Genomic DNA, 15,031 nt, shown 5'->3' with positions numbered 1-15,031 from the left:
AGTGATCGTCATACGGCTTGCCAGTATCAACCTGTATCCTGATCTCCTGCTTTCCAACAACGGGAGGGTGATTGCTCTTTTTGCCAGTCAACCGAACGATCAAGACGAAAGCTGATCGCTCCGCTATTGGCCTGCCCGTCACTTGTCTGACGACTACGGATCGATTGCATCCGTACGTGTGATACAACTTTGCTTTGCTGCTATAGCCATGCTACTCTGGGAGTGCATCCGGTCTGCACGGGAGGGCAACATGAACGCGAAAAAGAAGATTCGGCTTCCGCTTCTGGCTTTGACCCTGTTTTCACTGTTCATGCCATATAAATCCACCGCAGCACAACCCGGCCAGCAGCCCATTCGCAGTCATGCAAGTCAGCCTCTGCAAAAACTTCTCGATCAGCGCATCAAATCACTGCACCTGACTCAGGCGGTACGCCAGAAGCATCTCGCTGTCGTGCTGGTGGATATGACAGAACCGCTGACGCCACAACTTGCCCAGATCAACGGGGACGAGATGATGTATGCGGCCAGCCTGCCGAAAATAGCCATTCTTCTGGCGGCATTTGAGCGCATTCAGCAGGGCAGACTCACTCTCAACGATGAGACACGCTCAATGATGACGCGGATGATCCGATTTTCGTCCAATCGTGATGCCACTGCCATGATTCATCTTGTCGGACCGGAATACATTAATCAGCTGATGCAATCGGACAAATACCGCCTGTATGATCGTCAATACAATGGCGGATTATGGGTCGGCAAGGAGTACGCTGATAGCGAACCATTCGAGCGTGATCCGCTGCACAACATCTCGCATGGTGCGACCGCCATACAGGTCGCCCGTTTTTACTATATGTTACAGACGGGAAAACTCGTTTCACCCCATTATTCGACTGAAATGAAGCGGATTATGAGTAAGCCTGGTATCAATCATAAATTCGTCATGGGCTTACAGGCGATGGAGCACCCGGAGATCAACATGTTCAGGAAATCCGGCTCGTGGCGCGACTGGCATGCCGACAGTGCCCTGATCGAACATGATGGTCACCGCTATATTGCCGTGGCGCTGGCCCATGACCCCAATGGTGGAAAATGGCTGAAAAATATCATTCATGAAATGGATCAACTGATCGTTCATTCAGCTGCCCCCGCAGCAGACCTCGCCAGGCTGGCTACGCCAATGCCATCATCGCCCAGACAGCTTTAGGGAGGTGCTGATTGATTGCCCTCCTGGCAAAAATCAGTTCGCAAAGTTTAAAGCGTGACAAAGAGACAGGAAGCCGATTGGACGGCCAGCGGCCGCCCGCAGGGCGAGGGCATGATGCCCGAGTCATTTTGTCTTTGCTTACAAATCAGACACTTGCGCGTCTGATTTGATTCGCTGCATCCTGCAGCTTACCTGGCGGCGGCAAAGCCGTCCAATCCGGCTATCCTGGCGGATTGTGGCGCCCGTCCATCGCTCGCTCGGAAGCGCCTAATTAATCAGCGCTTCCTTAATGAAGCCGGTCGGCCGTATTGGTGAAAAGCCGCTTGTGTGATGGGGGCTACAGCCACGCCAGCCCGAACCGGCCATCATCCTCCCCGCTGGAAACACCATCATATCTGGCAATAAATAAAAACTCTGCACCGAACTTGCTAGTACTGCCATCATGATGAGAAATATTCACCGCAAACATGCTTTATATACACCATATGGTGACACCGGTTCCCGCAGTCGGAGCTTCAAATCGCAATGAACCAACAGAGCAAACGATGCACCGATGACACAACCAAACACGTTGCCGCCATTGATACCGGCACAAATGATCACGCTGATCACAGAGGGGCTGATTTGACCGCTCACATTCTGATTATTGATGATAGCGAAAGAAACAGAACGCTGCTGGCCCGATTGCTGGATGCGCTCGGCTATATCACGACCACCGCTGAAGGCGGCACCGCTGCACTCGCCCTGATGGAACGACATACGTATGATCTGATACTGCTGGATATGGTCATGCCTGAAGTTGACGGCCTCACCACACTGCAGCTCATTCGACGGCGCTATCAGATTAATGAACTGCCGGTCATCATGGTCACTGGTATGAGCGAGGTTGCCAGTGTCACCCGGGCTCTCGAACTGGGCGCCAATGACTATATCAGCAAACCTTTTCAGAAAGATATTCTTCTTTCACGTGTGCGCATGCAGCTGGAGATGTGCCGGCTTTACAAGGATGTCAAAACCAGTGAGGAACGTTATTCGCTCGCCTTCTCGGCAGCCAATGATGGCCTTTGGGACTGGAACATTGTCACCGGCAAGGTCTTTTTCTCCGATCAGTGGCATGAAATGATGGGCATTTCACCTGCCTGCTATCTCGATTCCATTGATGACTGGTTTGACCGTGTTCATCCGGATGATATCACGGCGTTACGACAGGCTGTCGAAGCACATCTGCAGGATGCGCACTGTATCGTCAAACAGGAGTATCGCGCCCTGCATGCTGATGGAAATTATCGCTGGATGATGTGCCGGGCCAGGGTACTGTTTTCCGATACAGGCAAGCCACTGCGCATGACGGGAGCCCAGGCTGATATCTCTGCCAGCAAAACGTTCGACCCGATCACCCGCCTGCCCAATGCAGCGGTATTTATGGATCGCCTGCGCCGCGTACATGCCCATGCCTGCCGCACCGGCATCAATATCCGACTGGCACTGTTTTCACTGAGCCTCAACCACAAGGAGAAAGTTACCTCTGCACTGGGACCAGCCGGCTATGAAAAGCTAACTTCGGCCATTGCCCAACGACTGAACAAGCTGACATCCACAGGCGACTTTCTGACACAACTGAAAGAACCGGCCTTTATCAGTCTGTTGGCGGATAACCGCTTTATGATTCTTCTTGAAGGCATCCCCGGAGAACATGCGGAACTGCTCAAAATTGGCAGACATATTCAGAACTGCCTGGCAGAACCCTTTTCCATCTTTAACGAAACGATTTACTGCACTACCAGCATCGGTATTGCATTACCGGCCATAGCCGACACCCCCGTAGACATGATGATTCAGGATGCGATCTCGGCTGAGTCCATTGCCCGTCAGGCCGGCGAAAACATTACACATATTTACAACCCTCAGCTGCATGGCAAGGCCATTGATCATCTTCGCCTTGAAAATGAGCTTCGCCATGCCATCAGCCATGGCGAGCTAAAAGTCTTTTATCAGCCGGTTGTCTCGGCAACCGATGGAGCAATCGCCGGCTCTGAAAGCCTGGTGCGCTGGCAACACCCTGAACGCGGCCTGCTCGCCCCCTGCCATTTTATTCCGCTGGCCGAATCGGCCGGACTCATTCATGCCATTGACCTGTGGATATTTCGTGAATCCTGCCGGCAGTACCGGGAATGGATCCTCCATGGCGGATCAGCATCGATGTTTATATCGGTCAATATTTCCGTACAGAGCCTGGATATCAGCTGGGCCGATCAGATTCTCAAAGCCGTGGCGGAGTTCGGCATTCCGCCGGAATCCATTCATCTGGAAATCACCGAGTCCGTTTTTGCCGGTGACATTGAAAAGATTATTGGCCTGCTGGAGCAACTTGCCGGGCTCGGTATCAGCTTCGCCATCGATGATTTCGGCACCGGTTACTCCTGCTTCTCCTATCTCAGGCGCCTGCCCGCCTCCTGCCTGAAAATCGACAAGGCGTTCATTGACGATATCGTCGACCATGAGAAAGCCCGTGCACTGGTCCGGAGTATTATTCATATGGCACATGATCTGGGCATGAACATCATAGCAGAAGGAATTGAGAACAAAGAGCAGGCAGCCATTCTTGCCTCTCTCGGGGCGGATTACATGCAGGGCTATTATTTTGGACGTCCGCTGGCTGCAGAAGATTGTGACATGAGCGCAGGCAGGCGCCTGCCCGGCTGACCAGCTCCGTGCTCCGGCCACAACAAAAGCCACACAACCGGACACCGTCCATTGCAGGGCGGGAGCTCACCGGAATCCGGCAAGCCCCCCCTGCAATCAGATCAGGCTATACCAAAACGGCGCATCGCATTTGCTGTGGTCTGCTCAGCCAGGGTAGCCAGTGAAACACCTCGCACGCCGGCAATGCATTCAGCCACATGGCGCACAAATGACGGCTCATTGCGTTTGCCCCGCATCGGCATGGGAGCCAGATAGGGGGCATCGGTTTCAACCAGCAGCATATCATCGGGAACCATACGGGCCACTTCTCTCAACTCAACATTCCGGTTAAACGTGACATTGCCGGAAAATGAGATCGACAGCCCCATATCCAGTGCCCGTTTTGCCACCGGCCATGAAGAGGAAAAACAGTGCATCACACCACCGCAAGCCGCGATATTTTCCTCCTCCATCACCCTGAGGGTGACTTCATCGGCATCACGCATATGTACAATGACCGGTTTGGCCAGTGCTGTTGCTGCCCGGATATGGGCACGAAAACGCGCCTCCTGAATGGCCGGATCGACGCGATGGTGAAACAGGTCCATTCCTGTTTCACCGATGGCCACACAGCGAGGGTGCGTTGCCAGACGAATCAGCTCATCCACCGCCGGCTCCTGCTCCACCTCGTGATTCGGGTGTACCCCGACAGAAAACCAGACACGCTCACGCTCTTCCGTCAGCGCAATCAGCCGCGCTACCTGTTCAAGCTCAACCGCGACCGCAACCGCACTGGTCACACCTGCTGCGAGCATGCGTGAAAATACGGCATCACGATCTTCATCAAAATGGTGAAAGTCGACATGACAATGCGTATCGAAAAGAGCGATTTGTGACATATTAATCCTGCATCACAGCCTTAAGATGATCGAGGGTCACACAGTGCAGATCAACCAGCCCGTGCGGATTATCCAGCACCTCTATTGCTGCAGCATCCGGCTCTCCGAACTCTGAAACCACCAGATCAGCGCCATTAAAGTCCTGATCACGGGTATAGTCGTTCACCGTCACAATACATTTAAGACCGGCAGCCTGTGCCGACTTCCAGCCGTTACCTGAATCCTCCAGCGCCAGCGTACTGGCCGCCTCCACACCGAGCTGCTCCATGGCATACTGGTAGATATCCGGCGCCGGTTTTTTGGCAGGGACAATATCCCCTGCTGCCAATACAGCGAAACGATCAAACCATTCTGCGCCGAGCGAGTGCTCAATCAGGGCATCCAGTGCTGCCGGTGTCGTCGTCGTAGCCACCCCCAGCGTGATACCCGCAGCATATGCCTCTTCAAGTAACCGCCTGACACCGGGCCGGAGTGGTATACGCCCCTCGGCAATCAGTGCCTGATAGTGGGCGGTTTTGCGCGCATGCAAACCGGCAATAGCGGTATCCGCCATATCGGCCATGCCACCCCGTTCGATATCAAAACGAATACGCTCCTTGCCACCGGTCACCTTCAGCAATTCACCATAGGTCGGTACATCCCACTCACGCGCATGACCTGCTTCATCAAATGCCATGTTGAATGCCACCCGATGGCCGTCACGCTCGGTATCGGCCAGTGTGCCATCCACATCCCAGAGTATACATTTCAGTTCCGCCATTTACGTTACGCCTCCTGACAAGATTTTCCGGCCCTGCTATGCTCGCCGCATGAGCAAAATTACCGTACCTGACCATGTACGCAACCCTGCGACGGAAGTGGTTGAACCTCAACTGCAGCCACCGCCGATGTTTCGTATACGGATGTTAAATGATGATTTTACCCCGATGGACTTTGTGGTTGACCTGCTGATGCGATTCTTTCACAAATCGGAGGAATCTGCGAACCAGCTGATGTTACAGATTCACAATGAAGGCAGTGCAGTATGTGGCATCTACACCCGGGACATTGCTGAAACCCGGTTGCAGCAGGTGGAAACGGCCAGTCGAACCAGCGGCCACCCGCTACGCTGTGTGATGGAACAGGACAGGCCCGACTGATCCGGATATGGATACAAATTGGCACCATTATTGCGGCACGATGAATACGAGGTGATTGCCATGGGAATTCTGAGCGAAGAACTTGAAGAAACACTGAACGATACATTTCGTAACGCCCATATACGTCGTAACGAGTTCGTCACAGTCGAGCACCTGCTGCTGGGCCTGCTGGATAACCCGAATGCACTGGGAGTTTTGCTTGGCTGCCGGGCAGATATCGAGCGACTGCGCCATGAACTTAACCAGTTTATCCGCGACCACGTTGCGATCCTTCCCGATGACAAGGGCGAAACCACAGCCAGCATCGGTCTGCAACGCGTTATTCAGCGCGCCGTGATGCAGGTTCAGGCATCCGGCCGCCATGAGGTCACCGGGGCCAATGTGCTGGTGGCAATTTTTTCCGAAAAAGATTCCCATGCAGTCCATTTCCTCAACCGTATGGGCATTACCCGTCTGGATGTGGTCAGCTTTATGGCACATAACACTGTGCGCGATGAACATGTGCAGGGTGAAAGCGCCCAGCAACCCCCAGCCGCAGGTGAAAGCAGCGGCAGCCAAACCGCAAAATCGCCATTGCAAAGCTACTGCATCGACCTCTCCCAGCGCGCCAGGGAAGGGAAAATCGATCCGCTGATCGGTCGCAGTGAAGAGCTTGGTCGATGCATCCAGATTCTTTGCCGGCGCCGGAAAAACAATCCGTTGCTTGTCGGCGAAGCCGGCGTCGGAAAAACGGCGATTGCCGAAGGGCTGGCACTGCGCATCGAGCAACAGCAAACACCGGATGTCATTCACGGAGCCACCATTTACGCTCTCGATATGGGAGCCCTGCTGGCCGGCACCAAATATCGGGGTGATTTTGAAGAGCGGCTGAAGGCCGTCTTGCAGGCATTGCATCAGCAGGAACGGGCTGTGCTGTTCATTGATGAGATTCACACCATCATCGGCGCCGGTGCCGCCAGCGGCGGTACCATGGATGCCTCCAACCTGCTCAAACCGGCACTGGCCAATGGCGAGTTGCGTTGCATTGGTGCCACCACCTATCAGGAGTATCGCAATCTGTTTGAAAAAGATCGCGCCCTCTCCCGCCGCTTCCAGAAGGTTGATATTCCCGAGCCAAGTGTGGAAGAAACCATCGAGATCCTTAAAGGGCTGAAGAGCCGCCTGGAGGAGCACCATGCGGTCACCTACAGTCAGTCGGCCATTGAACATGCGGCACGACTGGCAAAACGTCACTTGAGCGAGCGCCACCTGCCAGACTCTGCCATCGATGTTCTGGATGAGGCCGGGGCGGCCATGCGTGTGAAGCCGGAAGAGAAACGGCGCTCCCGCATCAATGTGCATGATATCGAAAGCATGATTGCATCAATGGCCCGCATTCCGCATCAGCAGGTCAATGCCAATGATCGCAAACGCCTGGCCCACCTTGATCGTGATCTGAAACTCGCCGTGTTCGGCCAGGACAAGGCCATTGATCAGCTGGCTGCCAGCATCAAACTCTCCCGTGCCGGCCTTTCCCATCCGGAAAAACCGATCGGCTCATTTCTCTTTACCGGTCCGACCGGTGTCGGTAAAACTGAGGCGGCACGACAACTCGCCCGCATCATGGGCGTGAAGCTGATCCGCTTTGATATGTCCGAATATATGGAGTCGCATACCGTATCGCGCCTGATCGGTGCGCCTCCGGGTTACGTCGGTTTTGATCAGGGCGGCCTGTTAACCGAGGCGGTGAACAAACACCCCCATGCAGTGCTGCTGCTGGACGAAATAGAGAAGGCGCACAGTGATCTGTTTAATCTGTTATTGCAGGTGATGGATCACGGTACGCTGACGGATAATAACGGCCGCAGTGCTGACTTCCGCCATATTATTCTGATTATGACCAGCAATGCCGGTGCCTTTGAAATGCAGCAGAATGCGGTCGGCTTCAACCCTCAACCCCGCAAGGGTGACGATGATGCTGCCATCAAACGTATCTTCACACCTGAGTTCCGCAACCGACTGGATTCGATTATCGGCTTTGCACCGCTCAGTGAGGAGATTGCACTGCACGTGGTCGACAAGATGCTTATCGAGCTGGAGACTCAACTGCAGGACAAGAAGGTTGAACTTGATGTTTCGGATGAATCCCGTCACTGGCTGGCTCGTCGCGGCTATGACCCGTTGATGGGTGCACGGCCTATGGCGCGACTGATTCAGGAGCACATCAAGAAACCGCTGGCAGATGCCATCCTGTTCGGTCAGCTGCAAAAAGGCGGCGTTGCCCGCATCGCATGCGAGCAGGACCAGCTTGTCCTGCATCACTCGGAGGAGTCGTCCATCCCGGCATGAGTCATTCCCATCAGCGCAGAACACGCATCAAACCGCCAAAGCAGTATACCGATGAATTCAACCACACTGAAAGCGCTGCCATGCATATCAGCATGGCAGCCATCGGTGTGGTCAAAAGCAGCTATCGCGAGCGCTTTGCCACTCCCCGTCAGCCATCACTGGATCAACCGGAACAGGCAGAGATTCACCTCAATCCGGGCTTGAATTTTGAGCAGGCCCTCGCTGATCTTAACGGTTTCTCACATATCTGGGTGATCTACTGGATGCACCTGAACAATGGCTGGAATCCCACCGTGATGCCGCCCAGAGGACCGAAGCAGCGACGGGGGCTGTTTGCAACCCGGGCGCCGCACAGACCCAACAGCCTCGGCCTCTCCGCCGTACGCCTGACCGGAATCAAGGGACGGGTACTCTTTATCGAAGGCCACGACATGCTTGATGGTACGCCGGTACTCGATATCAAACCATACATCCCCTATGCCGACATGATTGAGGATGCTTCAAGCGGCTGGCTTGCCGAGGTTGGGCTGGTGGGCCCGGATGGAAAAGCCATCTCAGACGGTTGATCCCGCCCCGTCTCCGGTGCATGCTGTCGGTGTACAAAATTCCGACTCAACAACGACGCCCGGAGCCGCCTGATGACCTACAAAAAATCAGATGACAGTGACTTTGCCCTCAACCATCTGGATGATTCCGCCCACCCCTCCCATACACATGATGAGCCGCTGACATTCGACTCCATGCCGCCACTGGACCACCGGACGGATGCAGCGACAGATGAGCATGACTTTCCATTCGGCAACACATGGGAGCAAACACCACCTGCAGCGGATTTTTCCTCACGCACCGAACCGGTCATTAAAGCAACCGATCCGGATGATCTGTACGATCCGTATCAGTCACATCAATCGAAAAGTGATGTGAAGGCCGAGCCTGTATCAGAGCCCATCCACCACGCCGCCGACATGAACCCGCCATCCGCTGCGGCCGCCGCCAACGGCAATCAGATGGATACACTGCTCCGTTATGCACCTGCAGCGCTCGCTTCTGTTGCAATGATTTTATCGCTGATCGCCCTTGCTTCCGGCGGCACAACAGTGACACAGGATAACTCGCCTATTGAGGAAGCATATAATAGTCGACTTCAGCAACTCGAGCGCCAGGTCGCTGATCTTGAGCTGCAGAAAAACCGTCAACCGTCCGACTATGAAGAACAAATCAGCCAGTTACAGGAGCAGTTTGCCACCCTGGCCAGAGGCGTGGCAGAGATCTCCAAACGGCAACAGGAGCAAAGGGCCGCTCCTGCCCCGGCGCCGGCCCATTCGCAAACGCATGCCTCAACACCTGTAACCAGCCCCGTCCGCAGCGTCAGCCACAGCACAACATCCGGATGGGCCATCAACATTGTCTCCCTGGACGCGCTGGCAACCGCCAAAAAGGCACAGCAACGATTGCAGGCTCAGGGGATCAGTACCGAAATTTCTGAAACGACTATCCGCGGCAAGACATGGTATCGCATACACACACCGGTATTTCCCAACAGGGAGCAGGCCGATGCGTATAAAAAAATGCTGGCAGAAAAACATGGCATCAAAGATGCGTGGACTCAAAAATATTAACCTGCATGACCACGATCATCCGCTGATGGCCGGTCACGTATTACCGGAGATATCATGACCCAAGCAAAAGAGCCGCACCCTGGCACCATGCATACTGATCCAGATGATATCATTCTTGATTCAGATGAATTGTTTGATCTCGACATCTCCCTGGATGATCCGGTCACACCTGTAACCCCGGAAGCCGCCAACCCATCGGATACAAATGCGGAAGAGGCCAGCGCCCGGCAAGAAGAACCATCGCTGGATGAAATACTTTCTGCATCACTGGATGATAAGCCGGATCAATTCGATGAGTTTGATCAGCTGATGGAAGAGTTTTCCCGTGACGATACGGACAAAACAGCACCACGCGATGAACCGCCTGATATCTCGCTTGATGAAATGCTTTCCGCATCGCTACATCCGGGGCGCAGCAACCCCGCCGATGTTGAGCAGGCCCTGAACAGCCCGGATAGCGGCGTACCCGTCACCTCAGAGCCCACTGGTCTTGCCGGCGGCATTTCTCTTGATGAGCTGCTGGCAGAGCAACCCGATTCATTTCACACTCCCCCTCCTGAACAGTCGCTGGATGAAATGCTCTCCGCCTCACTTAACGCTTCTGACAGAGGTCACGAGGATGAGCATGCCGGGGCTGCCGATGAAGCTGCAATGGAAGCTCGAGATGCAACAACCGAGCGACCTGAAGAGCTGTTGGCAGATGAGCCCGCCGCCGCCCCGCCTCATACTGAAGCGTCACCGGATGCATTGCTGGCAACCCCATCCGAATCACTCAACGATCACGCGCCTTCAGAGGCATCGCTCGATGAAATGCTCTCTGCCTCGCTTAATCCAGCTGGCAAGGATGATGAGAATGACGGGCTGGCAGATGAATCTGAACCGGCTGTCTCGCCAACGCCTGAACTGCCTGAAGATCTTGCGGCGGACGAGAGCCTCATTGCCAGTCCCCCTCATACTGAACCATTACTGGATGAGCTGCTGGCTACCCCGCCCGCCTTTTCGAATGAGCTTGAACCACTGGATCTTGATGAGCCTCTTGATCTGGATCGCCCCCTCATCGATGAGTCTGCTGAGGATAACGCACCGGAGCTGGCAGCTGATGAACCAGAGACTCCTGCGGCACCGGTTGAAGATGTCTCGGATATCGAGCACGAGCTTGCATCTCTGGCCTCTCGTGAAAGCAAGCAGCTGAACGATGAGCCCGGGCCGGTGGCTTATGGCGCTATTGATACTCCGCCCCAAAACGATAAAAGAAACCCCGGCACCCCACCTCCCCCCAATATGGGCGTCACTGATGAAGTGCACCCGGAACATGACACATCTGCCGATGATGGAGATAAACCTATGAAACTGGCCGGTAGTATGCCCTACATCCTTGGTGCCGCGCTGGCGCTGATCAGCGCGGGAGCCACCTGGCTTGCCAGCAGTGCCGTGGAACGTGTCGGAAAAGTGGAGCAAAGCTCTGCCGCACTGGCCACACAACAGGAGGCGGGCAACCAGGCCGTATTGCAGCGACTGGAGGAGATGGATTCACGCCATCATGAACAGACGCAAGCCTATGAACAACGGATGGCATCACTTGAACAACAGGTTCGCGCACTGACGATGGTTCTCTCCAGTGAGGCCAGCAAGCAGTGGCAGGATGCACTGGCGGCATCATCCCCCCAAAAGAGCGATGTGCCCGCTGCCGAGGCACCCGATCAACCGACAGTGACACCTGAGCCGGTTTCTCCTGCTCCCGAGCCCAAAGCAGCCGCCCCGACTCCGCCCGTTGCAGAGGAAAACCCTGCTGCACCATCACTTACGCCCAAAGTAACGGCCAATGGTCACTGGGCCGTCAACCTCACCTCGGTCGAGACGAAAGCCGAAGCAATGAACGAGATTTCCCGCTTTGCACTGCGCGGCATCAAAACCGAATACATCATCGTTCAGTTAAAGGGCAAAAACTGGTACCGAATCCGCGTCACCGGCTTTGCCACCGAACATGAGGCTTTGGCATATGAGAAATACCTGCGTGATTTTCAGGATGTGGATGCCTGGCACCAGAAGATGTAGTGAATGGTCAGCTGATGCATGATCGGAGAACCGGAGCACTTCCCGAACCCCTGACCATATAGAGGCGTTCAGCCCCTCATATGCAGCAAATCCGCCTTACTTCCTCTCCTTGCCGAGCGGAGAGCTGCTCTTGTAGGGCACCTTGCCGGACGGAACAAAATTCGCCGCCTTCTCAAGATGAAGATCCTGATCATCAAAAAAGATGTGGGGTCTGAACGCCTTTAACACGCTGGCCTTTTCAACACCGCCCAGAAAAAAAGCCTCATCCACATAAACACCCCAGTGACGCAGGGTTTTGATCACCCGCATCTCTGCCGGTGCACTCCTGGCCGTCACGATTGCAATTCGAATCGGCGAAAAATCGACACTGAAAGGAAGGCGGTCCTGCAGGCGGGAAAGCTTGCGCAACAGTGTGGAGTATGGGCCATCGGAAAGAGGAATATCCTGATTCCTGTCTTCATTTTCCTGGAAGTTTTTCAACCCCTCCAATCTGTAAACAAGCTCACTGCTATCATCAAACAGGACTGCATCACCATCAAAGGCAATACGAACCTGTCCTTCGGGAATATTCGATGGCGAACCGGGAGGCGCCTTGACGATCGCGACGGCACAATTGCCACCATCGATCACCCGCTGGGCATCCTCCACACTGGTAGTCAGAAACAGGTCCACATCAAATGCTTCGAGATAATCAACAACCGACTCACCACCGGTAAATGCGTGTCGGGTGATATTTAACTTCCGTTTGCGAATATTATGCAGCACACAGACACCTGTTTCAGGGCTGTTGCGAGACATCACGACCACCTCGATCAGTGATGGCTCATGCTCCGGCTGGTATCGGTTCAGGTCGAGCAGCGCCTTCACCAGCGGCATCCCGGTTCCATCGGCCAGATCACTGTTTTCGCTCTCCAGCATATAGGCCCGATAGGCCCGAACCGAGCCCTCGCGATCTTCCTGATATTTTGACCGAAACAGCGCATCAGCTGCAGTCAGGTCAAAAAGTGCTGTCGCCGAGATGCCAACGACCAGCGTATCTGATAAATCCAGTGACATCTCTCTTCTCCTCCGGAACTGATGTACTTCATCAGGCTATCGTCGCCCTGATGCACAGGAAAGACATTTGATCGGCCAATATGCATATTTCGCCGCAATGGTCATTCATAAACACGATATTCTCACCCTGATACAAACACGGCTACGTACCGATTTATCGATCCTTGAACAGGCTGTAGCACTGGCACGGGACACGGCTACCCATGGCGATTGTCTTGGCTCGAGCAAATATGAAACCATGGCGCTGGAGGCATCCTATCTGGCGCAGGGCCAGGGAACACGCCTGCTTGAGGTTGTGCGTGCACTGGAATACTTCAAGCGACTGAAACCGACTGCCAACACGAACATCGGCCTCTCATCACTGGTTTTGCTTGCCGATGAAGAGGCAAAGCAGCAACTGCTCTGGTTATCGCCGGAGGCCGGTGGCCTTAAAGTCCCCTATCATGGCCTCGAGGTTACGGTTATCACCCCCAGATCACCGCTTGGCCAGGCGCTGCTAAACCACAGCGCCGGAGATGAGATCCATATCACCATCGCCGGAAAGTTGCGCAGCTATGAAATCGTTGAGATCTACTAAAGAGCTGCTGATTTATTGCCCTCCTGGCCATCAAGATCAACGCAAGGCTTTGGCCTTTGCAATCACTTGCAGCAAACCCGCTGATCGATATCTCACTATCAGCTCCGCCCCCTCTTTTCAATCGGAATTTATCGTATTTTTCCACCGCCCGCCAGGGCGAAGGGGCATCGTCAGCAAGTTAGCGAATAAAACTATAATTAACATTATAAAAATAGCACAAACAATTATTTCATATAGATTAATCTGATATGCACAATTATTAGTCAACATGTATGCAGGAGCCGGAAAACGTAACAAACACAATACCCCTGCCAGTTTGTCCCCAGAGTTTTCCACAGGATCTGTGGAAAGTATCCATGCGCACCTTCTGCGCCATCCCCGCTTCATCACGACGGCTCGACATTGCTTTTACCACCTGATTTTGGCAGCGTACTTGTTAGTAACCGGGACTGTATGACGGCATGAGTTTATGTAACTACTTTCAAGGGGGCGGACTCATGAAACTGCTTTACATGCTGATGTTACTTTCCTCCCTGCTTCCTGCCTCTCTCCAGGCAGCTCCCCGTGATATTCCGACATTCACCTCACCGGAAAAGGTTTACACAGGCAAATCAACACAATGGATACAACAGCCTGTTGTCTACGATCAGGGCGTTGATGCCGACATCGTTCTGTCACTGGATCAGCAACTTTATGACAGCATGCTGCCGCTGATTAACACCTATGCCAGAGACCATCATCTGACCATCGTAACCGGCAAAGGTACTTGCGGTATCTCTGCCGGCAACATCGACAAAAAGAGCGTTGATATCGGAGGCTTCTGCTGCCCGCCAGCCGAAAACGACCGCCTACCCGGACTGACATGGCACACGATCGGCATTGCCCCGATCGCCCTGATTGTTCCAACAGCGAATCACACCCGGACCATTTCACTCGCTCAGGCCAGGGATATTTTTTCAGGCAACCTCTATAACTGGGGTGAGGTTGTGGGCAGTCAGATCGACGGACTGATTCATCCGATCGGACGCCTGCACTGCAAACAAAGACCCGGTCACTGGCGACTACTGCTCGAGCATGAAGACGATTTCAGTCCTGACCTGATGGAGGTAGGGGCCATTTCGGACATGATCCGAACCGTTGCCATGGATAAGCAGGCCATCGGTTATGAAACAGAGTGGATGATTCAGACATTCAACAGCAAGCACAGCGTACGAACAGTGGCCATCGACGGCGCCTACCCGGATGAAATTGCATCCACCCGCTACCCTCTCTACCGAACCTACAATCTTACCTCATGGAGCAGTGACCCTGCAAAAAACAGACTGGCCGAGGAATTAATCCAGTACCTTCTGAAGCAAGCCGATACACTGCCTGCTCATTTCCACCTTGTTCCCGCCTCCCTGCTGCGTCAACAGGGCTGGCACTTCCAGGGAGATGAGCTGACCGGCGAACCTGATCACTGGAAATAACGG

Annotated in this window: 14 protein-coding genes; 9 read left to right on the top strand and 5 right to left on the bottom strand. The window is 54.1% G+C overall.

The window, feature by feature from the left end; all coding sequences use genetic code 11:
* Positions 1-26 precede the first annotated feature (26 nt).
* The gene (locus FEF65_RS13390) at positions 27-170 is read right to left on the bottom strand and encodes a hypothetical protein (RefSeq protein WP_161595195.1); all 144 of its coding nucleotides are present in this window, start codon (positions 168-170) and stop codon (positions 27-29) included.
* Between the two features lie 80 nt (positions 171-250).
* Between FEF65_RS13390 and FEF65_RS06515 the strand changes: the two genes are divergently transcribed.
* The gene (locus FEF65_RS06515; protein WP_138238997.1) at positions 251-1,204 is read left to right on the top strand and encodes a serine hydrolase; all 954 of its coding nucleotides are present in this window, start codon (positions 251-253) and stop codon (positions 1,202-1,204) included.
* 267 nt (positions 1,205-1,471) lie between these two features.
* Here the strand turns inward: FEF65_RS06515 and FEF65_RS13385 are convergent, their stop codons facing one another.
* Positions 1,472-1,648, bottom strand: coding sequence for a hypothetical protein (locus FEF65_RS13385; RefSeq protein WP_161595194.1), 177 nt, complete (start codon positions 1,646-1,648; stop codon positions 1,472-1,474).
* 180 nt (positions 1,649-1,828) lie between these two features.
* Here FEF65_RS13385 and FEF65_RS06510 point away from each other — a divergent pair, with 180 nt between their 5' ends.
* Entirely contained in the window at positions 1,829-3,907 is a 2,079-nt protein-coding gene (locus FEF65_RS06510; RefSeq protein WP_238701227.1) for a putative bifunctional diguanylate cyclase/phosphodiesterase, read from the top strand.
* Between the two features lie 101 nt (positions 3,908-4,008).
* Here the strand turns inward: FEF65_RS06510 and FEF65_RS06505 are convergent, their stop codons facing one another.
* Positions 4,009-4,785 (bottom strand): TatD family hydrolase, encoded by a 777-nt coding sequence (locus tag FEF65_RS06505; RefSeq protein ID WP_138238995.1) that lies wholly within the window; start codon positions 4,783-4,785, stop codon positions 4,009-4,011.
* 1 nt (position 4,786) lies between these two features.
* Positions 4,787-5,545: an HAD-IA family hydrolase gene (locus tag FEF65_RS06500; RefSeq protein WP_138238994.1), complete on the bottom strand. Its 759-nt coding sequence runs from the start codon at positions 5,543-5,545 to the stop codon at positions 4,787-4,789.
* A 49-nt stretch (positions 5,546-5,594) separates the two neighbouring features.
* Here FEF65_RS06500 and clpS point away from each other — a divergent pair, with 49 nt between their 5' ends.
* The 5 genes from clpS to FEF65_RS06475 all read left to right on the top strand — a co-directional run bounded on the left by clpS (position 5,595) and on the right by FEF65_RS06475 (position 11,926).
* Positions 5,595-5,924 (top strand): ATP-dependent Clp protease adapter ClpS, encoded by a 330-nt coding sequence (gene clpS, locus FEF65_RS06495; protein ID WP_138238993.1) that lies wholly within the window; start codon positions 5,595-5,597, stop codon positions 5,922-5,924.
* Between the two features lie 60 nt (positions 5,925-5,984).
* Entirely contained in the window at positions 5,985-8,252 is a 2,268-nt protein-coding gene (gene clpA, locus FEF65_RS06490; protein ID WP_170304427.1) for an ATP-dependent Clp protease ATP-binding subunit ClpA, read from the top strand.
* Positions 8,249-8,818 (top strand): tRNA (N6-threonylcarbamoyladenosine(37)-N6)-methyltransferase TrmO, encoded by a 570-nt coding sequence (gene tsaA / locus FEF65_RS06485; RefSeq protein WP_138238992.1) that lies wholly within the window; start codon positions 8,249-8,251, stop codon positions 8,816-8,818. The genes clpA and tsaA overlap by 4 nt, the downstream gene beginning before the upstream one ends.
* Before the next feature lie 72 nt (positions 8,819-8,890).
* The gene (locus tag FEF65_RS06480; protein WP_138238991.1) at positions 8,891-9,871 is read left to right on the top strand and encodes an SPOR domain-containing protein; all 981 of its coding nucleotides are present in this window, start codon (positions 8,891-8,893) and stop codon (positions 9,869-9,871) included.
* A gap of 87 nt (positions 9,872-9,958) precedes the next feature.
* A complete protein-coding gene (locus tag FEF65_RS06475) occupies positions 9,959-11,926 on the top strand; it encodes an SPOR domain-containing protein (protein ID WP_161595193.1) in 1,968 nt (655 codons plus the stop codon).
* A gap of 96 nt (positions 11,927-12,022) precedes the next feature.
* Here FEF65_RS06475 and FEF65_RS06470 read toward each other — a convergent pair whose 3' ends face one another.
* Positions 12,023-12,982, bottom strand: coding sequence for a 5'-nucleotidase (locus tag FEF65_RS06470; RefSeq protein ID WP_138238989.1), 960 nt, complete (start codon positions 12,980-12,982; stop codon positions 12,023-12,025).
* Between the two features lie 97 nt (positions 12,983-13,079).
* Between FEF65_RS06470 and FEF65_RS06465 the strand changes: the two genes are divergently transcribed.
* Both FEF65_RS06465 and FEF65_RS06460 read left to right on the top strand, forming a co-directional pair.
* On the top strand, positions 13,080-13,559 hold the full coding sequence (locus FEF65_RS06465; protein ID WP_138238988.1) for a GreA/GreB family elongation factor: 480 nt from the start codon (positions 13,080-13,082) through the stop codon (positions 13,557-13,559).
* 497 nt (positions 13,560-14,056) lie between these two features.
* The gene (locus FEF65_RS06460; protein ID WP_138238987.1) at positions 14,057-15,028 is read left to right on the top strand and encodes a type 2 periplasmic-binding domain-containing protein; all 972 of its coding nucleotides are present in this window, start codon (positions 14,057-14,059) and stop codon (positions 15,026-15,028) included.
* Positions 15,029-15,031: the final 3 nt, after the last annotated feature.

Origin of the sequence: Mariprofundus erugo, from assembly GCF_005818865.1 — a bacterium.
GTDB classification, from domain to species: Bacteria; Pseudomonadota; Zetaproteobacteria; order Mariprofundales; family Mariprofundaceae; genus Mariprofundus; species Mariprofundus erugo.
The sequence above is the reverse complement of the archived record's forward strand: the minus strand, read 5'-3'. Positions and strand labels throughout refer to the sequence as shown.